The sequence below is a fragment of the Arthrobacter sp. Leaf69 genome (assembly GCF_001422645.1).
Lineage (GTDB): Bacteria > Actinomycetota > Actinomycetes > Actinomycetales > Micrococcaceae > Arthrobacter.
Genome location: NZ_LMLR01000001.1, coordinates 83,258 through 109,465, shown reverse-complemented (window position 1 = coordinate 109,465; position 26,208 = coordinate 83,258). Strand labels below are relative to the sequence as shown.

Here is a 26,208-nt window from a genome sequence, read left to right as displayed (position 1 = left end):
CTAAGGCCCGGAGCGGCTAAAAACCCGTAACACTAACGCCCGGGAACGGCCTCTTCCGCCACGGCACTGGCCTCGGCGAACTGGGTCCGGTACAGCTCCGCGTAGCGGCCCTCGGCGGCCAGCAGCTCGGTGTGCGTGCCGCGTTCCACGATCCGGCCGTCCTCCACCACCAGGATGGCGTCGGCGGCCCGGATGGTCGACAGCCGGTGGGCAATCACGACGGCGGTGCGCCCCTCGAGCGCGGCGCCGAGCGCCTCCTGCACAGCGGCCTCATTGGTGGAGTCCAGGGCCGCGGTGGCCTCGTCCAGGATGACGATGCGCGGCTGGGCGATCAGCAGCCGGGCAATGGTGAGGCGCTGGCGTTCGCCGCCCGAGAGCCGGTAGCCGCGCTCCCCCACCACGGTGTTCAGGCCGTCCGGGAGGGAGCGGATCATGTCTTCCAGCCGGGCCTGGCGCAGCACATCCCACATGAGCTCATCGCTGGCGTCCGGGCGGGCCAGCCGCAGGTTGGAAGCGATGCTTTCGTGGAACAGGTGCCCGTCCTGGGTCACCATGCCGAGGGTGTGCCGCATGGAATCGAAGGTCAGGTCCCGGACGTCCACGCCGGTGCCCGGAACGGTTCCGCCGAAGCGCACGGCGCCGGAATCGACGTCGTACAGGCGCGAGAGCAGCTGCGCAATGGTGGACTTGCCGGCGCCCGACGAGCCCACGAGGGCGACGGTCTGGCCCGGCTCCACCCGGAAACTGATGCCGTGCAGCACCTCTTCGCCGCCGCGGGTGTCGAGCGTTGAGACGTCCTCCAGCGAGGCGAGCGAGACCTTGTCCGCCGAGGGGTAGGAGAAGCGGACGTCGTCGAACTCCACGGACAGCGGCCCGGGCGGCGAGGACACCGCGTCGGGCTTCTGCTGGATGAGCGGTTTGAGGTCCAGGATCTCGAAGACCCGCTCGAAGCTGACCAGGGCGCTCATGATCTCCACCCGGGCGTTGGAGAGCGCGGTGAGCGGGGCGTAGAGGCGGGTGAGCAGCAGGGCCAGCACCACGACGTCGCCCGCGGCCAGCTGCCCCTGCAGCGCCAGGAAGCCGCCCAGACCGTAGACCAGGGCGAGGGCCAGCGCCGAGACCAGGGTCAGTGCCGTCACGAAGGTGAACTGCAGCATGGCGGTGCGGACGCCGATGTCCCGCACGCGTCCCGCGCGGGCCGCGAATTCCCGGGATTCCTCGTCGGGGCGGCCGAAGAGCTTCACGAGGGTGGCACCGGGGGCGGAGAAGCGCTCCGTCATCTGGGTGCCCATGGAGGCGTTGTGTTCTGCGGCCTCGCGGCGCAGATCGGCCAGCTTGGAGCCCATCCGGCGGGCCGGAATGAGGAAGATCGGCAGCAGGATCATGGCGAGCACCGTCACCAGCCAGGATTTGCCCAGCATGACCACCAGCGTCAGGGCGAGGGCCACCACATTGCTGACGACGCCGGACAGGGTCCCGGCGAAGGCCGACTGCGCCCCGATCACGTCATTGTTCAGCCGGCTCACCAGCGCGCCGGTGCGGGTGCGGGTGAAAAAGGCGATCGGCATCTTCTGCACGTGGTCGAAGACCTTGGTGCGGAGGTCCACAATCACGCCTTCACCGATCGTGGAGGACAGCCAGCGGGTGACGAGTCCCAGCCCGGCCTCGGCGACCGCCACGATGGCGATCAGCACTGCCAGCCAGACCACGACGTCAGTGGCGGCGCCGGCGATGATCGCGTCCACCACCTGCCCGGCCAGGACCGGGGTGGCCACGGCCAGGACGGCCATCACGATCGACAGCAGGACGAAGGCGATCAGCTTGCCCCGGTGCGGACGGGCGAAGCCGAACACCCGCTTGAGCGTTTCCTTCGAGAACGGCTTCGAGCCGCTCGAGGCGCGAGTGATGTTGTACAGGGAGCTCCAGGCGACCCGGTCCATGCTCATGTGGTACTGCCTTTCGGGGCCGTGTGGCCCAGGAGTTCGGTGACGACGCCGTCGTCCACGTTCCAGCGCGCGTCAAGGCGCACGTTTTCCAGCAGCCGGCGGTCGTGGGTGACCAGCAGCAGCGCGCCGTCGTAGCCCTCGAGGGCCTCTTCAAGCTGTTCGATCGCCGGGAGGTCCAGGTGGTTGGTGGGCTCGTCGAGCACCAGCAGGTTCACGCCGCGCGCCTGCAGCAGCGCCAGCGCAGCCCGGGTCCGTTCCCCCGGCGACAGGGAGTCCACCGGGCGGGAGGTGTGGTCCGCCTTGAGGCCGAACTTGGCCAGCAGCGTCCGGACTTCCGCCGGCGATTGGTCCGTCAGGACGGCTTCGACGGCGGCTGCCAGTTTCAGCCCGCCGGCCAGCAGCCCGCGGGCCTGGTCGATCTCGCCGACCGCCACCGACGCGCCCATCGAGGCGTCGCCGGAATCCGGGTGCTGGATGCCCAGCAGCAGGCGGAGCAGGGTGGATTTGCCGGCGCCGTTGGGGCCGGTGATGCCAATCCGTTCCCCGGCGTTGAGCTGCAGGTTCACCGGTCCCAGCGTGAAACCGCCCTGCCGGACCACCGCGTCGCGGAGCGTCGCCACCACGGCGCTGGACCGCGGTGCCTGGCCGATGCTGAACTGCAGCTGCCATTCTTTGCGGGGCTCTTCGACCTCCTCGAGCCGGGCGATGCGGGATTCCATCTGCCGGACCTTCTGGCCCTGTTTCTCGGAGGATTCGGTGCTGGCCGCGCGGCGGATCTTGTCGTTGTCCGGGTTCTTTTTCATCGCGTTCCGGACACCCTGGGAGCTCCATTCGCGCTGGGTGCGGGCGCGGGAGACCAGGTCGGCCTTGGTGTTGGCGAACTCCTCGTACCGTTCGCGGGCGTGCCGGCGGGCCACGGCGCGTTCCTCCAGGTAGGCCTCGTAGCCGCCGTCGTAGACCGCCACGGAGTTTTGCGCGAGGTCCAGTTCCACGACGGTGGTCACGCAGCGGGCCAGGAACTCGCGGTCGTGGGAAACCAGCACAACGCCGCCGCGGAGACCCTGCACGAAGGCCTCCAGCTTCGCGAGTCCGTTGAGGTCCAGGTCGTTCGTGGGCTCGTCCAGGAGCACGATGTCGAAGCGGCTGAGCAGCAGTGCTGCGAGCGCCACGCGGGCGGCCTGGCCGCCGGAGAGCCCGGTCATGTCGGCGTCGGGTCCCACGTCGAGCCCGAGGTCCGCCAGCACGGCCGGGATGCGGTCTTCCAGGTCGGCGGCGCCGGAGGCCATCCAGCGGTCGAACGCCAGGGAGTAGGCGTCGTCGGAGCCGGGGGCGCCACTGCCCAGGGCGTCCGCGGCGGCTTCCATGTCCAGGGTGGCCTGGGCGCAGCCGGTGCGCCGCGCGATGTAGCCGGCCACCGTTTCGCCGGCGATCCGTTCGTGTTCCTGCGGCAGCCAACCCACGAACGCGTCCGCCGGGGCCAGGCTGATGGTGCCTTCCTGCGGCTCGTCCACCCCGGCCAGGAGCCGGAGCAGGGTGGACTTGCCCGCGCCGTTGGCTCCCACGACGCCGACGACGTCGCCCGGCGCGACGGTCAGGGAGAGTTTGGAGAAAAGTGTGCGGTGGTCATGGCCACCGGAAAGGTCCTTGGCAACAAGGGTTGCAGTCATTAGTCCATCCTCTCACCGCGGCCCAAAACAGCCCGCCGAAGGGCGCTCCAGGCGGCCAATCGCCGCCGGGCATGAAAGAACCCGCTGGTCCGGACTTGGGGGGTGTACGGACCAGCGGGTTCGAGCATCTAGCATAGTTGAATCAGCTCCTCCCGTAAAATCGATGCAGTCACTGCTCCACCGAACGTCAGAACCACCCCTCACATTCGACTCCGCAGGAAGCCATAGATGCCACTACCCGCCAAGGCGTTCCAACTCTGGCTCCATAGCGTTGCTCCGACGGCGAGCACGGCCGATATCTGCAGGATCTCCGGGATCAAGCGCACCACCCTCGCCCAGCAGCTGGTCCGGGGGAAGGTCTCGGAGTCCACGCTGGTCAGCATCAGCCGCGCCCTGAAACGCAGCCCCCTGGACGATCTCGCCTCCTTTGACAGCTTTGCGGGCCTTGCGGAGCAGCCGCAGCTACCCACTCCTGCCGAACTCGTGAGCCAGATTGCCACCATGGACCTGCTCCGCGCGGTCATTTCCCGCTCGTCCCCGGCTTATGGCGGTTTCGGAGACCACGGCAGCGCCCTGACTCCCCCGCTCAGCGCCGCCCCGCACGCCACGTCCGTCCGCAACTGGGTGGACGCGATCGACGACGGCGAATTGCGGCACCGGGTATCGGCCGCCACCGGAGTCGCCCCGCAGAACTATTCGGCACAGTTGACCGCGAACCGGCTCGCACCGGAGTTGGCGGTCGCCACCTCCCGCGCGGCAGGCGTAGGATTCACGGGCGGGCTGGTCGCTACCGGCCTGCTGACAGAGGCGGAGGCCGGCTGGACCCCGGCCGCCAAGCAGGCCGCACTGGACGCTCTCTCCGATGGAGAACTCACGGCCCTGGCCGGCGAGCGCCTGCAGTCCCTTGGCAGGACCCTGCGCCGCCAGGAGCAGGAACACGAACAGACAAAAAAGATTTGGGAGAACCTCGGATGATCGCGATCCTGCAGTGGAGCACGTTGGCGGTCTGCGCCCTCGCCGCGATCGCGCGGGTTCCGAGTGCCCTCCGGGGTGAGAACCGGTCCTTGTTCTTCGTCTACCTGTTCCTCACGGTGGCTATCCTCCTGAGCATCGACGCGCCTTACGTGGCCATTGACCAGGCCCTGGGCGGCCTGAACCTGGCCAACTTGGTTCTGCGCTTCATCATCTTCGGCGCCATCTTCGCCCTCGGGCTCCGGATCGCCCGGGGCTTCGGCGCCGACGACGCCCTTCGACTCCTCACCGGCCCCGTCGGGGTCGCGGTCGCGGCGCTGGCATCGGTGGCCGTGATGGTGGTCTTCCTGATGATGGACACAGCGGGTTCATCAGCGGGACTCATCGCGGTCCATGCCAAAGACGCCCGCAATGCACTGCTCGTGGAGTACTACGGTGCCGCCGGCCGCCTCTATCCCGCGTACGTCATGCTTGCCCTCCTGCCGGCCATGCTGCGGACGGTCGGCAGCAGGCTCCCCGGCCTGGTAAGGGTGGGAGCGGCGCTTCTGGCCGTCGGTTCCGTAGCCATCACGCTGAGCCTCCTGTTCCCGGTGATCCCTGAGTCGTTGGCATACCTCCGGTTCCTCATCAACTACACCGCGATTCTGTGCCTCATCGTGGGTCTGGCCACGATCTGGCTGTCGAAGGCCGTGGCCAAACGGACGCAGGAGATGCAGACTAACGTCACCGGATAGTCATTGTGTGCTGAGCCGACAGGCGATAAGGGAGATCCCTGCTGATGGCAACCCTGGAGTGGGCGACGCTGACGGTGTGCTGCGCGGCGCTTCTGCTGCGTGTGCCGGACGCCGTCAAGGGCCGGAACAGGACCGTTTTCGGAATCCTCCTGCTGGCCACCTTGTGCAGTGCGCTTGCCGTCTCCGAACTCTACGCGGCAATCGATGGCGTGCTGGGCGGGCGGCACGTGACGAGCCTGATCCTGCGCTACCTGGTCTTTGCCACCGTCCTGCTGGTTGGTCTCCGGATCACCAGGGGCCTCGCCGCTTCGCGCGAATACTCACTCATTGCCGGATGGCCCGGGCGCTGGGCACTGGCGCTGTGCTGCCTGGCGGTGACTGTGACGTTCCTCTTGATGGACACAACCGGTGCGCCGGCAGGTCTACAGACGCTCTCCGGTACCGGTGAAGGGAATACCGCCCTGGCCTCCTACTACACCGCTGCCGGCCGCAGCTATCCCGCGTTCGTCTCGCTCATCCTGGTGCCTCCGCTGCTGGCCGCCGCCAGGAGCCGGAAGCCGCGCCTGGTCCGGGCCGGGGCCCTGCTGGTCTTTCTGGGCGCTGTGTTCGCGGTCCTGAGTTTTCCGGTATCCCTGGCGCCGGCCAGCTGGGCCGGAGGGCTCCGCTTTGTCAACTATGCGGCGGTCCTGGGCTACGTCAGTGGGCTCGCGGTGTTCTGGTTCTCCGGGCTGATCGCCAACACGTCAGGTAACGCTAAAGCAACATTCAGCAACAACGGCGACTAGGCATTCACAAAATCATTAGACCGTGAGAGAATCATGAATGTGTGAAAGCGGCATACGCTTCGTGAACGGGGACAATCCGTGCGGAGCCGAGGCAGCCGCCCGAGCGCCATTGGGGGGATGAGTGGTAGCGGTCCGGTTGGACCGCTCCCACTCAGCCTGTTTAACGGCCAGTCTCTGGGCCAGCCGCTCAGGGCCGAGGCTCCGTGCCGGCCCCCTCGCTGAGGCATTCTGGCCCAGGGCCCCCGCGCCTCAGCGCACGAACCTCAACGTCACCAGCTGGAAGGGTCGGAGCACAAGCTCCGCCGAATCCCCCCGCAGGGTCACCCCCGGCGCCGCCGCGGGCCGTTCCAGCAAGTCGACGGCGCGGACGCCGCTGGCCTCGAAGTTGGCCGCCACGAGCCCTGCGGACCGCTCCCCCAGCGATTCGTAAACCCGCACGACGACGTCGCCCGAGCCATCTTCGGCCAGCTTCACGGCTTCGACAACCAGGGCCGGGTTGGAGACGGTCACGAGCGGGAGCGCGCCGTGGGCGCCCTTGACTACCCGCGGCGCCAGGTTCGTGCGGTAGCCCTCCCGGACGGCGTCGGCGATGCTGGCGCCCGGCCGGATCGTGACGTGCAATTCGTGCCGGCCGCGGTCCGCGCCGGGGTCCGGGAACTTGGGAGAGCGCAGCAGGGAGAGGCGCACAGTGGTGGTGGTCCCGCCGTCGTCCTCCCGGATGTTGCGGGTGACGTCATGGCCGTAGGTCGACGAGTTGGAAATGGCCACCCCGTAGCCGGGCTCGGCGACGTGGATCCACCGGTGGGCGCAGATCTCGAACTTCGCGGCTTCCCAGGAGGTGTTGAGGTGCGTCGGGCGGAAGACGTGGCCGAACTGGGTCTCCGCGGCCGAGCGGTCCGCCCGGACATCGAGGGCGAACCCCAGCTTCAGCAGCTTTTCGCTTTCCTGCCAGTCCACGGCCGTGGAAATCGTCAGCGACTCCGCTTCCGGCCCCAGCGAGATCCGCTGCGTCACCGCAGAGGTGCCGGCCAGGCGTTCCACCACCACGACGGCGTCCCGGCCAGTGTGTTCCGCCGCCAGCGAGCGGACGCTGGTCAGCGCCACAACGTTGCGGCGGTAGAAGGCGTCGATGTCCCAGGCGTCCCATTCGTTGGGGGTGTCCCGGTGCAGCTCCAGCAGGTTCCCGAACTGCCCGGGGGCGATCGCGTCGCGCCCGCTCGCGTGGTCGACCAGGGAGACGAGCAGGCCGTCGGCATTGATGACGGCCCGGATGACCCCGTTGTCCAGGATGTAGCCGCCGGCGGCGTCGGTGACCCGCACCAGCTCTCCGGAGAGGACCGGCTCGGCAGCGGCGAGCGCCGCCACACCCTGGCGCCCGTGCGGGGCGGCGTTGAGCAGGAAGTCCGATTCCCCGGCGCCCAGCAGCGCCCCGGCGGCGTCGGCGATGATCGCCTCCAGTTCCTTTCCGACGGCGGCGTAGTTCCGCTCGGCGTCCTGGTGCACCCAAGCGATGGAGCTGCCGGGGAGGATGTCATGGAACTGCTGCAGCAGGACCAACCGCCAGAGGCGCTTGAGCTCCGCGGCCGGATAGCTGTACCCGGCACGCACGGCGGCCGTGGCGCACCAGAGTTCGGCTTCGCGCAGCAGGTGCTCGCTGCGCCGGTTGCCCAGTTTTGTCTTGGCCTGGCTTGTGTAGGTGCCGCGGTGCAGCTCGAGGTACAACTCGCCCACCCAGACGGGGAGTGCTTCGTATTCGGCCTGGGCCCGGGCGAAGAAACTGGCGGCCGAGCCGAGTTCCACCGTTGGCGATCCTTCCAGGTCCGCAGTGCGGCGCGCCGCTGCCAGCATCTCGCGGGTGGGGCCGCCGCCGCCGTCGCCGTATCCAAACGGGACCAGCGAGGTGGTGCCGCGGCCGTGGTCCCGGTAGTTCCGCTCGGCGTGGGCGAGTTCCCGCCCGCTGAGTTCCGAGTTGTAGCTGTCCACCGGGGGGAAGTGCGTGAAGAGCCGGGTGCCGTCGATTCCCTCCCAGTTGAAGGTGTGGTGCGGCATCCGGTTGACCTGGTTCCAGGAGATCTTCTGGGTCAGGAACCATTTGCTGCCGGCGGCCTTGACGATCTGCGGCATCGCGGCCGAATAGCCGAAGGTGTCGGGCAGCCATGCTTCCTCGCATTCCAGCCCGAATTCGGCCAGGAAAAAGCCTTTCCCTTCCAGGAACTGGCGGGCCATGGCCTCGCCGCCGGGCATGTTGGTGTCGGATTCGACCCACATGCCGCCCACGGGGACGAACTGTCCGGTTTTGACCTTCTCCCGGATCCGCCCGAAAAGCTCCGGATACAACTCCTTGATCCAGGCAAGCTGCTGGGCCGAGGAGCAGGAAAACACAAACCCGGGATCCTCGTCCATCAGCGCCACCACATTGGAGAAGGTGCGGGCGCATTTGCGGATGGTTTCCCGGACCGGCCAGAGCCAGGCGGAGTCGATGTGCGCATGCCCGGTGGCCGTCAGGTGGTGCGCCGAGGCGTAGGCCGGCCGGGCCAGGACCCCGGAGAGGGCCTCCCGCCCGGCGGCTGCCGTGCCCGGGACGTCATCCGGGTCCATGACGTCCAGCATCCGTTCCAAGGCGCGGAGGATTTCATGGCGGCGGGGCAGCTCCATCGGCAGCTCGTGCATAAGGCCGCTGAGGGTCCACACGTCCTGCTGCAGCTCCCAGACCGTTTGGTTCAGTTCGGCGATGGCGATCCTGCCGAGCCGGTACTTCGGTTCATCGCCCGAGGTCGCCTTGTCCCCGTAGGGGGTGGCCGCGAAGGTCCACCCCTGCGACAGGTCTGGGTTGGCGGCCGCCTCGACGTAGAAATCGACAGACATCCCGCTGCCCAGGAGCTTCAGCGGAACGTACTGGTTCCGCGGCGAGATTGCCTTGACGATGGTTCCGTCCGGGCGCCAGGCGATGCCTTCGCACTGGAAGCCTGGCAAGTCGCTGCTGAATCCCAGGTCCACGATGATTTCCACCGAGGTGTCCGCAGCCTTGCCCCAGCCGTCCGGAACCTGCCCCTGGAGGCGCAGCCACTTGGTGCTCCACGGCCGGCCCCAGGCCGATCCGTGCTCCTGGGGCGTGAACTGCTGCCGGAGGGCCTCCAGGACAGGTACCGGCTCATCCGGGACATCCCAGCTGCTCAGGGCCAGCGGCACGCTGCGCGGATAGACCGCGGGGGCGAGGCGTTCGCGAACAAAGCGGTCGAGCCGGACTTCCGTGAGACGACGGTCGTCGTGCAATGTGATCCTCTTAGCGCTGCGTGGATGACGCTGGAATGCATCCAATCGATGGATATAACTTACGTTGCCGCTGGCCGCAAGCCAAGGAGCTGTGGGCGGAGGTTATCCGGTTACGGCTGCGGGCATGGCCACCCGGTGGGCTCCCGCATAGACATTCAGTGACGTGCCGCGGCTGAACCCGGCCAGCGTCATCCCGCTCGCCTCGGCCAGTTCGACGGCCAGGCTCGACGGGGCGCTGACTGCGGCCAGGATGGGAATGCCGGCCAGGGCGGCCTTCTGCACGAGCTCGAACGACGCCCGCCCGGAGACCTGGAGCACGGTTCCGCGCAGCGGCAACAGTCCCTCGCGGAGTGCCCAGCCCACCACCTTGTCCACAGCGTTGTGGCGCCCCACGTCCTCGCGCAGGCACAGCAGTTCGGTTGAGCCGTCATCGGCGATCCGGAACAGGCCGGCGGCGTGGACGCCGCCGGTGACGTCGAAAACGGCCTGGGCTTCCCGCAACCGGTCCGGCAGCGACGCGAGCGTAGCCACGGGAACTGTCAACGGGTCGGCCGCAGGAGTGAAATGGGAGGACTTGTGCACGGCCTCAATGGAATCCGTGCCGCAGATGCCGCACGAGCTGGAGGTGAAGACGTTCCGCCCGGTGTCAGGGCGGACGACGTCGGGCCTCAGCTGCGCCTCCACCACATTGAACGTCTGGACGCCGTCCTCGTCTTCCCCGGCGCAGAAGCGCAGTGAAACCAGCTGGTCGGGGCTCCAGATGACCCCCTCGGATACAAGGAAACCCGCGACGAGATCAAAATCGTTCCCGGGGGTCCGCATGGTCACGGAGAAGGACAGGTTGCCGATCCGGATTTCCAGCGGCTCCTCCACGGCGAGCACGTCCTCCCGGTGGCGGACCGGGAATTCGAGGGCCTGCGGCGACCCGTCCAGAACATATTTGTGCACCTTGCGGCGCTGCGTGACGCGGCCCATCAGGCACTCCTAACCAACATATTTCCATCATGGCAAGCGCCGGGCCGGGTGGCCAGCGCACGTTCAAGAACAGGGCTACCCCAGCAGGGCGCTCCAGTCGACGGGACCACCGGTGCCGGCAGGCTTCCGGGCGGCCCGTTTGGGGACAGGCTTGTCTTTCGGCGCCGTCAGATCCGGAAGGTCCGTACCCCAGGGTAGAGCGAAGGCAGGGACCGGCTCCCCCAGCTGCACACCGTGCGGCGGGACCACCAGCACACCGTCGGCGGCGGCCAGCCCGCGCATCATTCCCGGGCCGGTGTGCTGCGCGGGAGATGCCATGCCATAGACCAGCCGGAAAGGCATCAGGCGCGTTCTGCCGGGATCAGGGTCGATTGTGGAGCCGCAGGGCACGTCGGTGACGGGCGGCAACGTCCGGTGTCCCAGTGCCGCCAGGAGCGGGGCACCGAGGGTTGACAGTGCCATCATGGCCGCGAGCGGGTTGCCCGGCAGTCCGATAATGAACCTGCCATCGGGCAGTTCGGCCAGCACGGCGGGGTGGCCGGGACGCATGGCGATCCCGTCGATCAGCAGACGTCCGCCAAGTTCCGTCACGGAACGCCGCAGGTGGTCGGTTCCGGACCGGCCGGTGCCGCCCGTGGTGATCACGACGTCGGCGGGCAACAGTTCTGCGGCCGCGCTCCCGGAAGCCTGGCCGTCGCCACTTTCGCCGAACGCCCCGGCCGGGTCCGCATCCTCGAGCGCCGTGAGCCACTCGGCGTAGCTGTCGCCGATTTTCGTTTCGCCGGTGCAGATCCCGCCGAGCATGTCCACCACGCCGGCGAGCTGGGGACCGAACGTGTCGCGCACCTCGCCCGGCTGCGGGACCCCTGCTGTGACCACCTCGGAGCCGGTGAACACCAGCCGGACCAGCGCTTTGCCGAGGACCGGCAGCGTGTCGTGGCCGGCGAGGGCCGCGAGGGCCAGGTGGGCGGGGTTGAGCAAGGTCCCGCGTTTGATCAGGACCTCGCCGGCGGCCGCTTCCTCTGCGGCTTTTCGAATATGTTCGCCGTTTCGCGGCTCTCCGGGTTTGGCGCCGCCGCCGAGTTGCAGGATCGGGAGCCCGTCCTCGTCGGCGGCGATTTCGCCGCTTTCACTCCGCAGCACGGCCTTGGCCCCGGGCGGGATCAGACCGCCCGTGACGATCGGGCTCGCCTGGTGGGGGGCCAGCCGCTGGCCCGGTTCGGCGAGGATCCAGGGTCCGCTGCCGTTGACGGCCCAGCCGTCCATGGCTGACGAGGCGTAGTGCGGCATATCCACAATCGCTTCCACGTCGGCCGCGAGTTGCCGCCCCAGGGCACCCCGCAGGGCAACGGGTGCAGCAGGAATGGGAGTCGCGCAGTCGAAGGCGAGCTGCCGGGCTTCCTGCCAGGTGTGCGCGACGTGCCGGTGCGGCGGCTCGGGTTCCCCGTCCGGGGCGGCGTCGGCGGACCGGTCCTCGGGACCCTCCGGAAGTGCTCCGGCACGGCCGGCCGAGGCGGCGCCGAACGCATGCTCGTCCCCGGCGGCAGCTGCACTGCCGGGAGGGGGTGCAGGTGTCATGCGCCGGAGGCTTCGTTGGCTGCGTAATCCTTGGCGAGTTTGCGGGCTACGCCCATTGCGGCCTGCATCGAGACGGCATCCGTGGCCTGGCCGGACCCTGACGCCAGGCCTGCCGCGAAGCCGGCAATGAACGTCGTCAAAGGAGCTGCCGGGCGGACCACGGAGTGAGCGGTCACTCCGGCGAGGGCCAACACCTCGTTCACGTCCACCTCGACGTCTTCCAGCTCCAGGGCCTGGAGCAGGGCACGGCACCAGTCTTCCAGTGTTTCGTCCTGGCTCTTCACCGTTGCCTCCAAAGTCGAATTCAGCTGGGGAGCCCCGGGCCGGATGCCCGAATCATGGCTGACGCGGTCATGACTGCCGGGCGGGACCGTGACCCCCAAGGCGGAGGCATCGTCCCAGGTATCCACATCATCCGTGGACCCCCCGGGGACGCTGACTTCGCGCACCTCCAGCCTAGCAAGAAGGGTGAACGCCGAGGCGTTTTCAAGGGTGCCGCCCTGCTCGGCGTCAGCAATGCTCCTTTGTAGCGCGGCTGTGCCATATAAACCCACGAGTGGCTGCCGGCGTCCGTCGGCGGACACAGCCATCAGCCCCTCACCGGGCGGGACTCCCCCGGCCGCGTCCAGCAGCGCCCGGACGGCGGTGCCCGCCCGGGGCATGTCGCAGGCGAGGACAAGCGTGTAGGGGGGTGCAGGCCGGGGACGGGGGTCCCCGCGCCGGTGCCGCTCCAGGGCGGCGATTCCTGCCGCGATGGCTGCGGCCGGTCCGGCGAAGGGCGGGTCTTCCCGGCAGCTCAGTACGCCTGCCGGCAGCGTTCCCGGATCGGGGCCGACGACGGCGACAGCCGCCGCGCCGCCCGCGGCCTGCAGCGCGCGCTCAAGGAGGGTGGCCCCGTCGTGCACCAGCCCTGCTTTGGGCACTCCTCCCAGCCGGGAGGACCGGCCCCCGGAAAGAATGACAGCATCGAATTCCACCGGCCCAGCCTAGCGCGGTCCCGCACGGAACGTTCGGCGCTTTGGAGTCCGGCGTTGCAGAGTCCGGCCCGGAGACGGTTCAGGCAGCAGATTCCGGCAGCAGGAAGGGGTCCCAGGCCGGCGTCGGCTTCTCCAGCTCCTTGATCTGCCAGGTTGTGCCCTTGGGCGGCGCGGGGCTGAAGCTGAGCTTCCACCCCATTTCGCCCGGTGTATGGTCGCCCTTGGCATTGTTGCACCGCAGGCAGGCAGCGACGAGGTTTTCCCAGGAATCCGCACCGCCCCGGGATTTGGGCTGAACATGATCGATGGTGTGCGCCGCCTTGCCGCAGTAAGCGCAGCGGTGCCCGTCACGGCGGAGCACTCCACGGCGGCTGACCGCGGTGATCGTGTTGTAGCGGGGCCTGATATAGCGATTCAGGAGAATCACCGAGGGCCGGCCAAGGACATCCTGCGGACCGACGACAGGATCGTCGCCTTCCGCCACGACGCTGGCTTTTCCAGTCAGCACAAGTACGAGCGCCCGGCGGAAGGTTACAACCGCCAGCGGTTCATATCCAGCATTCAGAACGAGAGTGCGCATCCGCATACCTCTTCACGGCCGCACCCGCCAGGGGCACGAGGGCCGGCTGCCCTCTGCATGGTCGGGCTATGGATCGACAAAACAAGAGTAAACACGAAGGTGCCGTTTCACCGAATCTTTTTTTGCGGCCGCGGCACGTGTCGGCAGGAGTTCACGCGGCGGCAACGCAAAGGACCCCTGCCGGGCGGCAAGGGTCCTTGGTGTTGCTAAGTTCTGGTGTCTTTAGCCGCCGACGCGGATGAAGACGGGGCCGGAGCCGACATTCACGCTCTGGAGGGACGTGGTTCCGCCGTTCCAGCCGCCGTGAACGGCCATGCCGTTGCCGACGTAAACAGCGATGTGAGCCATGCCCGTGCCACCGTTCTGGTAGTACGCAAGGTCGCCCGGCTGTGCTTCGGCGGCGCTGACGGTGCGGCCCAGGGACAGGTACCCTGCCGGCCAGCCGTGGTAGTTGATGCCTGCAGCGGCCAGTGCGTTCGTGGCGAGTGCGGTGCAGTCCTGGGCCACGCCGATCTGCGCGTAGGCAGCGGCAGCGATCGTGGAGCCCATGCCGCTGGCAGCAGCCGGCGCTTTGGTGCTGGCCACAGCGGCGGTCGCGGTGGCGCCGTTGGCGGTGGCGGCTGCGCCGACCTCGGTGCCGGCGGCCTCGGGGGTTTCCTGGACCTTCACGACGGGCTTCGGGGCCTCGACGACGGGGGCCGGGGTGGTGGTGACGGCAGGCTTCTCGTAGGAGATAGCGATGGTCGAAGCAGCGGAGATGGTGGCGGGGGCGGCCGACTGTACTTCGAGCGTGGAAGCGGAGGTGGATTCGCGCTGAACGTTGGCCTCAGCTGCGTTGGCTGCGATACCGCTGGTCAGGACGAGGCCGGAAGCTGCAGCGATAACTGCGGCCTGGCGGCCCATGCCGCCGGCGTTGTCGCCGACAGCCTTGGCAATAACGGCCAGCGAGTTGGTCTTGGTGACCTCGGCGCGGTGCCGTGCGATTGCACGAGTAGTCATTAAGTTCTCTCTTTCGTGATCCTGGGTCCGCGCTTTTCAGGCGCGGGCTGAGGACGCTCCGGCATCTTGGGGGTACGCCGGATCGCCCCGAAATGGGTTACTTAGCGAAGGGTGTACTGCGAAGACGCGCCAAAAGCGGGAACTGCGTGCAGGTGCATGGCCTGCGGGCCGGACTCAGCAGAGATTGAGACGGCGGTGTGAGATCCGTTCCGGGTGCCGGCAAGGGCAGCCCGGGAGTCGGATTTCAGCGGGCTCGAAAGAGCCGCGCAAGCGCGGTGACGCGCAGCATTGTGGCGTGAAGACACGAAAGTAGCCTCTCCCAATGCCTACGAGGTGAGCTGTCGGATTCGGATGGGAGTCACCCGGCCGCGCTGCTTCCTGGGAAGCTTTGCGACTTAACCCCTAGGTCTTCTTGCGAAGACCAAAATTGGTTCCCCCGCCCCTGCCAGACGATGTAATGCGAACGGACCTTGAGCGGTGGCAGAGCTAGGCAATCCACTCAAGAGCGCCAACTTCGGAAAAGTTGGCGTAGGTCAAACGGTACAGCAGTTGGGGCTCAATGTCACATTCAGATCACGGCGTGTCACAAGAATGCGAGAGCTTCCGATCAGCTTTGTTAGAGCCAGCCGGTGGGGTCAACGACTTCGCCGTTGACCATGACTTCGAAGTGGAGGTGGCAGCCCGTGGAAGCGCCGGTGGTGCCGCTCATTGCGACGACATCGCCGCGGGAGACCTGCTGGCCGACGGTCACGCTGGCTGAAGACAAGTGGTTGTACGTGGTTTCCAGGCCGTTGCCATGGTCGATCACCACGCGGTTACCGCCGCCGTAGGGGTGCCAGCCATTGAAGGTCACGGTACCGCTTGCCGCCGCAAGGACGCTGGTGCCGCACTGGGCGGAGTAGTCCTGTCCGCGGTGGAATTCGCCGGAGCCGCCGGTGATGGGGCTGACGCGGTATCCGAAAGGCGATGCGGTCTTCAGCTGTGCCAGCGGCGCCCCCAGGCTGCCCGCGGAGGCTGCCCGGCTGATCGAACCAACGGACTGGGCGCTCAGCAGCTGCTTGAGCTTTCCGTCCGGGTCTCCCTTGGTGGTGACGGCGGTCCGGTTGAAGTCGATTTTGGCCTCGGAGGCCGTGACGTCCGGCTGGACCGCGGCCGAGACGGATCCGGACGAGTTTCCGGCGTCCGTGGCCATAACGGGACCCGTGGCGGGGACGGTGACGGTGAGGACCAGGCCCGTGGCGGCCAGGGCAATGCCCGCCTTTTGCCCCACGCCACTGGCGGCGGCAAAGTCTGTCACCTGGCGGAACGGACTGCGGCGGCCTCTGCGTTCGTCACGGTGCGCGTCACGCGGGCGGTCTGCCATAACGGCGACGGCCGGACGCTGCTCCGGAGCGGGACCGGTCGCACGACGGCGGCCCCTGGCGGTCTGGGTGGTCAAGAACGGTTCCTCTCTGGTGAGCCTGCGAAGTTAGCTGTCGGATTCGGGTCAGAGAGATCAAAGACCCGGTCCGCCGTAGCAAGCATCCAGGCACAGAGGCGTCCAAAAGAGTTCCTCGGTGGTATGTGCTTGCCGCTGACGGACTTCACCCCAAGGCTGCTAAACAGCCGGAAGTGGTTCCCCCGCCCCTGCCAGAAGGTGACTCTGCTACTGATCCGCTGGCAGAGCTCGGCTTCGGATCAGATAACGCTTTGGTATCGGTACTAGTGTTTAACTATAGGCGATTAAGCCATCCAGAGATAAATCCGTTATCGGACTGTGCACAACTCCTGGGACGTCCGACGACCAGTCGGTTAGGCCGAATTAACCGACCGTAACAAAGACGTGGGCCGCAACCTCGGGCGGGAGTTCCAAGGCGCCTTCGATATCCGGCACCCGGACCGAGATGTACTCCCCCACCCGTTCCAGCGACACCAGGGCACCGGGACGGATGCCGCCTTCATCCAGCTGGACCAGCAGTTCCGGTTCCACTTGGATGGGCTCGGCCAGCCGGTTGACCCTGACCTGCGAATCCGGGCCGTAGCCGGCCATGGCCTCGAGCAGGTTCACCACGCCGTCCGTGTAGGGCCGGGAAGGCAGGCCGCCCAGTTCCGCAAGGCCTGGGATCGGGTTGCCATAGGGCGACACGGTGGGGTGGTTCAGCAGTTCGAAGATCCGGCGCTCCACCCGCTCACTCATCACGTGTTCCCAGCGGCAGGCTTCCTCATGCACATAGGCCCAGTCGAGACCGATCACGTCAGCCAGCAGCCGCTCCGCGAGCCGGTGCTTGCGCATGACTTCAATGGCACGTTTCCGGCCGGTTTCTGTCAGTTCAAGGTGCCGGTCACCGGAAACAACCACCAGACCGTCGCGTTCCATGCGGCCGATGGTCTGGGAAACGGTGGGGCCAGAGTGACGCAGCCGTTCGGCGATGCGGGCGCGGAGGGCGACGATGTTTTCTTCTTCAAGTTCCAGAATGGTCCGGAGATACATTTCGGTTGTATCGATCAGATCCGTCATTCAGCTCAGCTCCTCGAGCGCCGTCCTTGCGTGTTCCCACCGTACCGCGGGTTGCCTGCGCCCCGGCGGGGGCCGCCGTACGTTCGCAGGTCAGCTTAGCCTATTTTGAATTACTCCGGATAATCTCACTGACCGGACTATGACGGCCGCTTTTGCCTCCTCCGCCGGGCGGTCAGGCAGAATGAAACGACAGGCTCCGCTGCAGCCACCCTGCCGGGCCGCCTCCCGAGCCAACACCTGTACCAGCCGAAAATTGGAGCCACTGTGAGCGACACCAACGTCACGATTCCCGCAAACCTCCTTCCCAAGGACGGCCGCTTCGGCGCCGGGCCGTCCAAGGTCCGCCCGGAACAGATGGAAGCCCTCGCCGCGGCTTCGGGGCTGCTGGGAACATCTCACCGCCAGGCGCCGGTCAAGAACCTTGTGGGGTCGGTCCGGAACGGGCTTAGCCAGTTCTTCCGCGCTCCGGAGGGCTATGAGGTCATCCTTGGCGTGGGCGGGTCCACCGCGTTCTGGGACATTGCCAGCTTCGGGCTCGTGGACAACAAGGCACAGCACTTGTCCTTCGGCGAGTTTGGCTCGAAATTCGCATCCGCCACCAACAAGGCGCCATTCCTCGCGGATTCCTCCATCATCACGTCCGAGCCGGGAACCCGGCCGGCGCCCCGGGCTGAGGCCGGTGTCGATGTCTACGCCTGGCCGCAGAACGAAACGTCCACCGGCGTGGCTGCCCCGGTCCAGCGAGTGGCCGGCGCCGACGCGGGCTCCCTGGTCCTGGTTGATGCCACCTCGGCTGCCGGCGGACTGGACGTCGACGTCGCCGAAGCGGACGTCTACTATTTCGCCCCGCAGAAGAACTTCGCCTCCGACGGCGGCCTGTGGCTCGGCCTGTTCTCCCCGGCAGCCCTGGAGCGTGCCGCTCGGATCAAGGCCAGCGGCCGCTGGATCCCGGACTTCCTGGATCTCCAGACGGCCATCGACAACTCGCGGCTGAACCAGACCTATAACACTCCTGCGCTGGCGACGCTCGTCACCCTCGATGCCCAGGTGCAGTGGCTGAACGGGAACGGCGGCCTGGACTTCGCTTCCGCCCGGACGGCGGACTCGGCCGGCCGCATTTACCGCTGGGCCGAGGCCTCCGAGTACGCTACCCCGTTCGTGGCACAGGCTGAGGACCGCTCCAACGTCATCGCGACCATCGACTTCGACGACACCATCGACGCCGCGGCGATCGCCAAGGTGCTCCGCGCCAACGGCATCGTGGACACCGAGCCCTACCGCAAGCTGGGCCGCAACCAGCTCCGCATCGCAACCTTCGTCGCGATCGAGCCGGACGATGTGTCGGCGCTGCTGGAATGCATCGACTTCGTTGTGGGCGAGCTGAAGAAGTAGCTCATTCCCGGGCGTCTCCGCCGGGGCCGGCATCGCCGGGGCCGGCCCCGGCAGGGCCGGTCCCGCCCGGGACGGCGGACACGACGCGGAAGTGGGGCAGCCCGCGGGCGCGGCGGTCGAACCGGATCCGCAGCTGCTTGGCCCGGATGATCCACACCAGCCCGATCAGGGCAGCGATCAGGCCGGCGGCCGCCGCAACGCTCATGGACCAGCGGGGGCCCGCAACGTTTGCGACCCATCCCACGAACGGCGCTCCGATGGGCGTGCCGCCCATGAAGATCGCCATGTAGAGCGCCATCACCCGGCCGCGCATGACAGGATCCGTGGTCGTCTGGACGTAGCCGTTGGCGCTGGTCATCATCGTGATGGCGAAGAGCCCCACCGGAACCAGCGCCACGCCGAACCAGAAGTAGCTGGGCGCCAGCGCGGCGATGCCGGAGGCCACGCCGAAGGCCCCGGCGGCCCCGAAGATGATCCGCAGCCTGGGTTTCTGGCGGCCGGCGGACAGCAGGGCACCGGCCACGGAGCCGATGGCCATAATGGAGTTCATCAACCCGAAAGCGCTGGCATCCAGGCCGAATTCAGTTCCCACCATGGCCGCAATGAACAGCACGAAGTTCAGGCCCAGGGTGCCCACAATGAACACCGCGACCAGCACCACCACGATGTCCGGCCGGAACCGCACGTAGCGCAGTCCCTCGCGGATCCTGCCCTTTCCGGCCGCGGCCCGGGGCAGGCGGCGCAGCGAGGCGGTGGGAATTTTCCACAGGCTCAGCAGCAGCGCCACGAAGGTCAGGGTGTTGATCAGGAAGACCCAGCCGGGACCGACCGCCACCGTGAGGATGCCCGCCACCGCGGGGCCGATCATTCGGGCCACATTGAAGGAGGCACTGTTGAGGGCCACCGCGTTGGGCAGGTAGTCGTCGCGGACCAGCTCGGAGACGAACGTCTGGCGCACGGGGGCATCCAGGGCGGAAACAACGCCCAGCAGCAGGGCAAAGGCATAAACGTGCCACAGTTGCGCGGCCCCGGTAACCACCAGGATGCCGAGGGCTGCACTCAGCACTGCCATCGCGGACTGGGTCAGGACGAGCAGGTGCTTGCGGTTGAAGCGGTCGGCAACCAGTCCGGCCACGGGCGCCAGGAAGAGCTGGGGGCCAAGCTGCAAGGCCATGGTGATGCCCATGGCCCCGGCGTCGTGCTCGGTCAGGTGGTCAAAAACCAGCCAGTCCTGGGCAGTGCGCTGCATCCAGGTCCCGATGTTGGAAATGATCGCCCCGATGAACCAGATCCGGTAGTTCAGGATGTGCAGGGATTTGAAGGTGGACGTCATGACCAGCCCTCACTCTGAAGCACCCCTGATGGTTCCAACCGCTAGTCATCCTCCGTCGCCGGTGACTCGTCTCTCGGAGCATCTCCGGTGCCAGCGTCATCGACATCGTCGTCTTCCGGTGCGTCGGTGTCGTACTCGTCGCCGGCACCGTCCGCTTTGCCGTCGGCGTCGTCGGAGTCGTCTTCCGGTGCGTCCTCAGCGTCGGTGGTAGCCGCTGCGACGGCGGCTGCCTCGCCCGCCCCCTCCTGGGGAGCTGCGCCTGCGGCGGCCTGGAGTTCTTCATCGCCTTGTTCATCGCCGGGGCGGACCCGTTCCGCCCAGGGAATCCATTCGGGTGCCAGGATCGAGTCTTCGGACGGCAGCAGACCCAGCTCGTCGACCGTAACCTCCTTGGACCTTGAGTTCCGGGTCAGCACGGCATACCACTGCCAGCCGCCGTAGCCGGGCAGCTTTGACTCGAAGAGATGCGTGACCAGGCGGTCGCCTTCGCTCTTGGCTGCCAGGTGCGGGCCGATCTGCTCGGCGGGGGCGATGCCCTTAATGGCAGCACGTGCAACGTCGACGGCGGCAGCCAGGAAAGCATCCGGCTTGCCGGTACGCCAGACAGGGACCCCGGCGCGCGGCTTGGGGCCCTGCTTGGTTCCGGCTTTCTTGTTCCCGGCTGCTGCTTTATCCCCGGCGGCGCTGCTTCCCACGGCAGTGGGCTCGGTCTGATCTGTCTCCGGCGTCATCAGGAGCCTTACGCGTCCAGCTCGTCGGCAACCTTACGCAGGGCGACGGCGATCGCCTTGCCCTTGTTGCCTTCCGGGTACTTGCCCGCGGACAGCGTTCCGGACAGGTTGTCCAGGACGGTCACGAGGTCCTGCACCAGCGGCGCGAGATCCTTGGCGCTGGGCCGCTTGGCTTTGGCGATGGACGGTGTTTTGTCCAGCACGCGCAGGCCCAGGGCCTGGGCGCCCTTGCGGCCGTCGGCCACACCGAATTCAACCCGGGTGCCGGCTTTGAGCTCGGTTACGCCCTCCGGGAGCGCGGACTTCGGCAGGAAGACTTCCTGACCGTCCTCGCCCGCGAGGAATCCGAAGCCCTTGTCCTTGTCATACCACTTGACCTTGCCGGTAGGCACGTAATCAACCCTCTTCGTTCTGCTGGTGACACGGCCGGCGGTCACCGCATCCGCATGGATATGCGGGTTCAGGGTATGACTGCCCGGACCGTGTTGGTCTGTTCCCTCAAGGTTATCCTGCCTTGCCCACTTTGACCGTTTGGGGCGCGGGGACAAGCCGGACTGTTAGCGTTAGCTCCATGACTCCATTGCGCTTCCGGCGGCCGCTGCTGATCGTTGCGGCCGTCGCCGCCGTGCTGTCCCTCGCGGCAGTCGGCGTCGTGATGGCAATGGCCTTCAACAACGCCGCCTCGCCGGTGTGGATCACCTCCACGGCACTCTACGGGCTGCCCGTGGCGTTCCTGCTGATGCTCTTGCTCGTGATCGACGGCGTGGCAGCCCGCCGCCGGACCCGAGGACCGGACGAAAGGTAGCCTTGCACTGATGTCCCTTATCCGCGCGCTCAGCAAGGAACTGCAGGCACGCAGCGATGATTCGCTGCGGGCCTTGTTCACCGCGCGGCCGGACCTCATCACCCCCGGCGTGCCGGACTTCGCAGCCCTCGCGGCGCGGGCCAGCGGCCGGGTCAGCGTGCAACGCGCCTTGGAGCGGCTCAACCGCCCGGAAATGCAGGTCCTTGAGACCCTGCACCTGTGCACCAACACGGACACCGGGCACAGCGCCTCCGCGGCAATGCTGAAGAAGCTGATCAACGGCTCCACACTGGCCTCAATCGACAAGATGCTGCAGTCCCTGCAGGAACTGGCCCTGGTCCACCGGGCGGAACCCCCGCACGGCGCCCCGGCCGCCGGCCCGAAGCAGCGGTACTACCTGCCGGTCGGCAGCCTCAAGGACGTGATCGGCATCTATCCGGCCGGGCTGGGGCGCAGCTACACAGAGCTCGTGCGGCTCCAGCCGGCTTTTGCGCAGCGGGTGGTCCAGCTGGTCGGGGAACTGCACCGCAGCGGCGCGGCGGTCTCGCCCGCGACGACGCCGATGGAGGCCGCGCTGTCGCTGCAGCACTGGACGGCCACGCCGGAGTCCCTCCGGCAGATCCTGGACACCGCCCCCGACCGCACCGCGGCACTCCTGGCACGGTTCGGGAACTGGGCCATGGGTGCCGTTCCCCAGGCCCAACGCCGCGCTTCCGTCCTGCACGAGGCCGCCGACGTCGGGCCGGTGGACTGGCTCCTCGCCCGGGGGCTGCTGGTTCCCCTGGACGCCGCCCACGTGGAGCTTCCGCACAGCGTCGGCGTCTCGTTGCGTGGCGGCTTTGTCATCGAGAAGTTTGCGCTGACTCCCCCGGTTCCGCGCCTGGGATCCACTTCTGCGGCGCTGCGCCGCAACGCCGCCCTGGGCGCGATCGCAGAGACCCTGCGGCTGGTCGGCGAACTGCTCCATGTCGTCCGCGAGCAGCCTCTCGTCACCCTGCGCAGCGGCGGTGTGGGCGTCCGGGAGTTGAAGCGGCTGGCCGAGGGCCTCCGGCTCGAGATGCACGACGCCGGCGTGCTGGCGGAAGTGTGCGCCCTGGCCGGGCTCATCCGCCTGGACGTGGACAGTTCCGCCTGGGTCCAGCCGCCGCAGCTGGAGTGGCTGACGCTTCCGCGGCAGGAGCAGTGGCTCTGGCTGGTCAACGCCTGGCTCGCCAGCGAGCGGGCGCCCTCCCTCGTCGGGCAGCCGGTCAACGGCCAGGCCGCGGTCCCGGCCCTCCACCGCGGCGCCGTCAACACCATCAATGCGCTCTCGGCCGAAGCCCAGCGCCCGGACGCCCCGGTGGTCCGGAAACGGATCCTGGAAATCCTGGCTGAACTGACCCGGGAGGCCGCGGCCGCCGACGGGCAGGCCCCGGTACTGGACGCCGCGGCTGTGTTGGAGCGCGCCGACTGGACCCAGCCCCGGATGGCGCGGCGTTTCAGCTCCCTGATCCGGGGGGTCCTGGCCGAGGCCGAGATGCTGGGGCTGATCGGCTCGGGCGCGCTCAGCCAGATCGGGGCGGCGATCGCCGCCGAGCAGCCCGACGAGGCGATGGGAATCCTGGGCGAACACCTGCCGGCAGCCCTGAACCATGTGCTGCTACAGGCGGACCTCACAGCGGTGGCCCCCGGCTACCTCGCACCGGATCTCACCGAAAAGCTCCTCACCATGGCCGACGCCGAAGGCCAGGGCCCGGCCACGATCTACCGGTTCTCTACCGCCTCGGTCCGGCGCGCGCTCGACGCGGGCCAGGATGCCGCGGCCATGCTGGAGTTCCTGGGCCTGCACTCGGCAACGGCGATCCCTCAACCGCTGAAGTACCTGATCGAGGACACCGCCGCCCGCCATGCCAGGCTGCGGGTGGGCTCTGCCGCAAGCTTCATCCAGAGCGACGACGAAACGGCCCTGCTCGAACTGCTCAACACTCCCGGCGCCTCCGGCCTGGGCCTGGTGCGGCTCGCACCCACCGTGCTGGTCTCGCACGCGGCGCCGCGCGACACGGCGCAGGTCCTCCGGAGCCTGGGGTTGTCCCCGTCCGTGGAGGAGTCCGAAGCCGGCGGCATCCGGCTGCGCCGCACCACGGCGCTGCCCGGCAGTGCCCGGCCGGTCTATAGCGCGCCGCGCACTGCCCCTCCGGAAGCCGACGTCGACGCCCAGCTGGCGTTGCTGCGCAGCGAGCGGCCCGCCGCGGGCGGCGCCGTCGGGCATCCCGCGGCGGCACCCGGCAGCGAGGAGGCAACCCAGCTGGGACTGGAAACCCTGCAGAAGGCAATCCGGCTCAAGCAGCGTGTGGTGATGAACGTCGTCGACGGCCTGGGGAATGCCGTGCGGGAGACAGTTGTTCCGGTAGCTGTGAACGGTGGGCGGGTCCGGGTGTTCGATCCGGACAAGGAAACCGAACGCGTCCTGTCCATCCACCGGATTATCGACGTAGAAGCCGCAGAGGAATTGCTCCAGTGACCGACGGACCGCTGATTGTCCAGAGTGACAAAACCATCCTGCTCGAAGTCGACCACGAACTGGCCACCGAAGCACGCCACGCCATCGCGGCGTTCGCCGAGCTGGAACGCGCCCCCGAGCACGTGCACAGCTACCGACTGACGCCGCTGGGCCTCTGGAACGCCCGGGCCGCCGGGCTCGACGCCGAAAGAGTGCTGGACACGCTGCTGAAGTACTCCCGTTTCCCGGTGCCGCATTCCCTGCTGATCGACGTCGAAGAGACCATGTCCCGGTACGGCCGGCTCCGGCTCGAAAAGGACCCGCAGCACGGCCTGGTCATGCGTACCTCCGACTATCCGGTGCTGGAGGAAGTCAGCCGCGCCAAGAAAATCGCCCCCTTGCTGGGCCCGAGGATCGACGGTGAGACCGTGGTGGTGCACTCCTCCCAGCGCGGCCAGCTCAAGCAGCTGTTGCTGAAAATCGGCTGGCCGGCCGAGGACCTGGCCGGCTACGTCGACGGCACGCCGCACCCCATCATGCTCGACGAGTCCGGCTGGAAGCTCCGCCCCTACCAGCAGCTGGCGATGGAGAACTTCTGGGCCGGCGGCAGCGGCGTCGTCGTGCTCCCCTGCGGCGCCGGCAAAACCTTGGTGGGCGCCGCCGCGATGGCCACCAGCTCCACCACGACGCTGATCCTGGTGACCAACACGGTGTCCGCCCGGCAGTGGAAGGACGAGCTGCTGAAGCGGACCTCCCTCACCGAGGAGGAGATCGGCGAATACTCCGGCTCCGTCAAGGAGGTCCGGCCCGTCACGATCGCCACCTACCAGGTCCTGACCACCAAGCGGGGCGGGCTCTACCCCCATCTGGAGCTGGTGGACGGCAACGACTGGGGGCTCATCATCTATGACGAGGTCCACCTCCTGCCCGCGCCGATCTTCCGGATGACCGCGGATTTGCAGGCCCGCCGCAGGCTCGGCCTCACCGCCACGCTGGTCCGTGAAGACGGCCGCGAGGGCGAGGTCTTCAGCCTGATCGGGCCGAAGCGCTACGACGCGCCGTGGAAAGACATCGAGGCGCAGGGCTACATCGCGCCGGCCGACTGCGTCGAGGTCCGGATCGACCTGCCCCGCGACGAACGCGTGGCCTACGCGATGGCCGAGGACGCGGACAAGTACCGGCTGTGCGCCACGTCCGAGTCCAAGACCCTGGTGGTGGAACGGCTGGTCGCCGAGCACGCGGGCGAGCAACTGCTGGTGATCGGCCAGTACATCGACCAGCTGGACGAGATCGGCGAGCGCCTGCAGGCGCCGGTGATCAAGGGCGACACGTCCGTCAAGGAACGCCAGAAGCTCTTTGACGCCTTCCGCGCCGGCGAAGTGCAGACCCTGGTGGTGTCCAAGGTCGCGAACTTCTCCATCGACCTGCCCGAGGCGTCTGTGGCGATCCAGGTCTCGGGCTCCTTCGGCTCCCGGCAGGAGGAGGCGCAGCGCCTCGGCCGGCTGCTGCGGCCCAAGAAGGACGGCCGCGCCGCACGCTTCTACTCCCTGGTGGCCAGGGACACGCTGGACCAGGACTTCGCGGCCAAACGCCAGCGCTTCCTTGCCGAGCAGGGGTACGCCTACCGGATCATGGATGCCAAGGACGTCGGGACGGCGATTTAGGCGCCCGGCAATGCCTGTTCCCGGAAATTCCTGGCACCCCGGGAACATGCAACACACATGAGCCATTCAGAAAACTCCCAGAGTCTGGGAGCATCATGGGAGTCATGAAGAAGAACGGTCCCGAAGCCAAGCTGCTCGTCGTCGATGATGAACCGAACATCCGCGAGCTGCTGTCCACGTCCCTGCGGTTTGCCGGCTTTGAAGTCGTCTCGGCGGCCAACGGGCGCGAAGCCCTGGCGGCGGCCGATCTCCATTCCCCCGATCTGGCCGTCCTGGACGTCATGTTGCCGGATATGGACGGCTTCACCGTCACCCGCCGGCTCCGGGCCGCGGGCAAGCACTTCCCCGTTCTCTTCCTGACGGCCAAGGATGACACCGAAGACAAAGTCATGGGCCTGACGGTGGGCGGCGACGACTACGTCACCAAACCCTTCAGCCTCGATGAGGTGGTGGCGCGGATCCGCGCCGTGCTGCGGCGTACGCAGCCCCTCCAGGATGACGACGCCGTCATCCGCGTCGATGACCTCGAGCTCGACGACGATGCCCACGAGGTGCGCCGCGGCGGCACGGTGATCGAGCTCTCCCCCACCGAATTCAAGCTCCTGCGCTACCTCATGCTGAATCCCAACCGGGTGCTGTCCAAGGCCCAGATCCTGGACCACGTCTGGGAGTACGACTTCAACGGAGATGCCTCGATCGTGGAGTCCTACATCTCCTACCTGCGCCGCAAAGTGGACATTGACCCCGATGGCCCGGCCCTGATCCAGACCAAACGGGGCGTGGGCTACGTGCTGCGGACGGCCGAGAAGCGCTGACCTCCG

General features: G+C 67.7%; 21 protein-coding genes and 2 riboswitches. Of the genes, 8 read left to right on the top strand and 13 right to left on the bottom strand.

Going from position 1 to position 26,208, the window contains the following annotated elements:
* Positions 1-32: 32 nt before the first annotated feature.
* A complete protein-coding gene (locus ASE96_RS00505; protein ID WP_056424513.1) occupies positions 33-1,946 on the bottom strand; it encodes an ABC transporter ATP-binding protein in 1,914 nt (637 codons plus the stop codon).
* On the bottom strand, positions 1,943-3,613 hold the full coding sequence (locus ASE96_RS00500) for an ABC-F family ATP-binding cassette domain-containing protein (RefSeq protein WP_056424510.1): 1,671 nt from the start codon (positions 3,611-3,613) through the stop codon (positions 1,943-1,945). The genes ASE96_RS00505 and ASE96_RS00500 overlap by 4 nt, the downstream gene beginning before the upstream one ends.
* A 228-nt stretch (positions 3,614-3,841) precedes the next feature.
* Here ASE96_RS00500 and ASE96_RS00495 point away from each other — a divergent pair, with 228 nt between their 5' ends.
* The 3 genes from ASE96_RS00495 to ASE96_RS00485 are packed head-to-tail and all read left to right on the top strand — an operon-like array spanning position 3,842 to position 6,104.
* Positions 3,842-4,588: a hypothetical protein gene (locus tag ASE96_RS00495; protein ID WP_056424507.1), complete on the top strand. Its 747-nt coding sequence runs from the start codon at positions 3,842-3,844 to the stop codon at positions 4,586-4,588.
* Positions 4,585-5,319 (top strand): hypothetical protein, encoded by a 735-nt coding sequence (locus ASE96_RS00490; RefSeq protein WP_056424504.1) that lies wholly within the window; start codon positions 4,585-4,587, stop codon positions 5,317-5,319. Before ASE96_RS00495 ends, ASE96_RS00490 begins: the two co-directional genes overlap by 4 nt.
* A 44-nt stretch (positions 5,320-5,363) precedes the next feature.
* Positions 5,364-6,104, top strand: a complete 741-nt coding sequence (locus ASE96_RS00485) for a hypothetical protein (protein WP_056424502.1) — start codon at positions 5,364-5,366, stop codon at positions 6,102-6,104.
* Positions 6,105-6,353: 249 nt separating this feature from the next.
* On the opposite strand, the gene ASE96_RS00480 is transcribed toward ASE96_RS00485, so the two are convergent.
* The 8 genes from ASE96_RS00480 to ASE96_RS00445 form a co-directional block, all read right to left on the bottom strand.
* The gene (locus ASE96_RS00480; protein WP_056424499.1) at positions 6,354-9,377 is read right to left on the bottom strand and encodes an alpha-mannosidase; all 3,024 of its coding nucleotides are present in this window, start codon (positions 9,375-9,377) and stop codon (positions 6,354-6,356) included.
* A 102-nt stretch (positions 9,378-9,479) separates the two neighbouring features.
* Positions 9,480-10,352, bottom strand: a complete 873-nt coding sequence (gene fdhD / locus ASE96_RS00475; RefSeq protein ID WP_056424495.1) for a formate dehydrogenase accessory sulfurtransferase FdhD — start codon at positions 10,350-10,352, stop codon at positions 9,480-9,482.
* Positions 10,353-10,427: 75 nt separating this feature from the next.
* A complete protein-coding gene (locus ASE96_RS00470) occupies positions 10,428-11,930 on the bottom strand; it encodes a molybdopterin molybdotransferase MoeA (RefSeq protein WP_056424492.1) in 1,503 nt (500 codons plus the stop codon).
* Positions 11,927-12,907 carry a DUF6457 domain-containing protein gene (locus ASE96_RS00465; RefSeq protein ID WP_056424490.1) on the bottom strand — a complete coding sequence of 327 codons (981 nt, stop codon included), beginning with the start codon at positions 12,905-12,907 and terminating at the stop codon, positions 11,927-11,929. Before ASE96_RS00465 ends, ASE96_RS00470 begins: the two co-directional genes overlap by 4 nt.
* Positions 12,908-12,986: 79 nt before the next feature.
* Positions 12,987-13,487: an HNH endonuclease gene (locus ASE96_RS00460; RefSeq protein ID WP_056426487.1), complete on the bottom strand. Its 501-nt coding sequence runs from the start codon at positions 13,485-13,487 to the stop codon at positions 12,987-12,989.
* 222 nt (positions 13,488-13,709) lie between these two features.
* Positions 13,710-14,486, bottom strand: coding sequence for an NlpC/P60 family protein (locus ASE96_RS00455; protein ID WP_056424486.1), 777 nt, complete (start codon positions 14,484-14,486; stop codon positions 13,710-13,712).
* A 309-nt stretch (positions 14,487-14,795) separates the two neighbouring features.
* A riboswitch (cyclic di-AMP (ydaO/yuaA leader) is annotated at positions 14,796-14,965 on the bottom strand.
* Between the two features lie 137 nt (positions 14,966-15,102).
* Entirely contained in the window at positions 15,103-15,924 is an 822-nt protein-coding gene (locus tag ASE96_RS00450; protein WP_056424484.1) for a M23 family metallopeptidase, read from the bottom strand.
* Positions 15,925-15,928: 4 nt separating this feature from the next.
* Positions 15,929-16,143, bottom strand: a riboswitch (cyclic di-AMP (ydaO/yuaA leader).
* Positions 16,144-16,287: 144 nt separating this feature from the next.
* Positions 16,288-16,983, bottom strand: a complete 696-nt coding sequence (locus ASE96_RS00445; RefSeq protein ID WP_056424481.1) for a metal-dependent transcriptional regulator — start codon at positions 16,981-16,983, stop codon at positions 16,288-16,290.
* Between the two features lie 264 nt (positions 16,984-17,247).
* On the opposite strand from ASE96_RS00445, the gene serC reads away from it, so the two are divergent.
* On the top strand, positions 17,248-18,375 hold the full coding sequence (serC, locus tag ASE96_RS00440) for a phosphoserine transaminase (protein ID WP_056424478.1): 1,128 nt from the start codon (positions 17,248-17,250) through the stop codon (positions 18,373-18,375).
* 1 nt (position 18,376) lies between these two features.
* Here the strand turns inward: serC and ASE96_RS00435 are convergent, their stop codons facing one another.
* From ASE96_RS00435 to ASE96_RS00425, 3 genes are read right to left on the bottom strand one after another with little or no spacing between them, the layout of a single operon-like run.
* Positions 18,377-19,708 carry an MFS transporter gene (locus ASE96_RS00435; RefSeq protein WP_056424476.1) on the bottom strand — a complete coding sequence of 444 codons (1,332 nt, stop codon included), beginning with the start codon at positions 19,706-19,708 and terminating at the stop codon, positions 18,377-18,379.
* Positions 19,709-19,749: 41 nt separating this feature from the next.
* Positions 19,750-20,439, bottom strand: coding sequence for a DUF3027 domain-containing protein (locus ASE96_RS00430; RefSeq protein ID WP_056424474.1), 690 nt, complete (start codon positions 20,437-20,439; stop codon positions 19,750-19,752).
* A gap of 8 nt (positions 20,440-20,447) precedes the next feature.
* On the bottom strand, positions 20,448-20,831 hold the full coding sequence (locus ASE96_RS00425) for a cold-shock protein (RefSeq protein ID WP_056426482.1): 384 nt from the start codon (positions 20,829-20,831) through the stop codon (positions 20,448-20,450).
* A 179-nt stretch (positions 20,832-21,010) separates the two neighbouring features.
* Here ASE96_RS00425 and ASE96_RS00420 point away from each other — a divergent pair, with 179 nt between their 5' ends.
* From ASE96_RS00420 to ASE96_RS00405, 4 genes are all read left to right on the top strand, one after another.
* Positions 21,011-21,244, top strand: coding sequence for a hypothetical protein (locus ASE96_RS00420; RefSeq protein ID WP_056424471.1), 234 nt, complete (start codon positions 21,011-21,013; stop codon positions 21,242-21,244).
* A 10-nt stretch (positions 21,245-21,254) separates the two neighbouring features.
* Complete coding sequence (locus ASE96_RS00415) at positions 21,255-23,744, top strand: helicase-associated domain-containing protein (RefSeq protein ID WP_056424468.1); 2,490 nt, start codon at positions 21,255-21,257, stop codon at positions 23,742-23,744.
* On the top strand, positions 23,741-25,387 hold the full coding sequence (locus ASE96_RS00410; RefSeq protein WP_056424467.1) for a DNA repair helicase XPB: 1,647 nt from the start codon (positions 23,741-23,743) through the stop codon (positions 25,385-25,387). The genes ASE96_RS00415 and ASE96_RS00410 overlap by 4 nt, the downstream gene beginning before the upstream one ends.
* A 104-nt stretch (positions 25,388-25,491) precedes the next feature.
* Positions 25,492-26,202 (top strand): response regulator transcription factor, encoded by a 711-nt coding sequence (locus ASE96_RS00405; RefSeq protein WP_056424463.1) that lies wholly within the window; start codon positions 25,492-25,494, stop codon positions 26,200-26,202.
* The last annotated feature ends 6 nt before the right edge of the window (positions 26,203-26,208 follow it).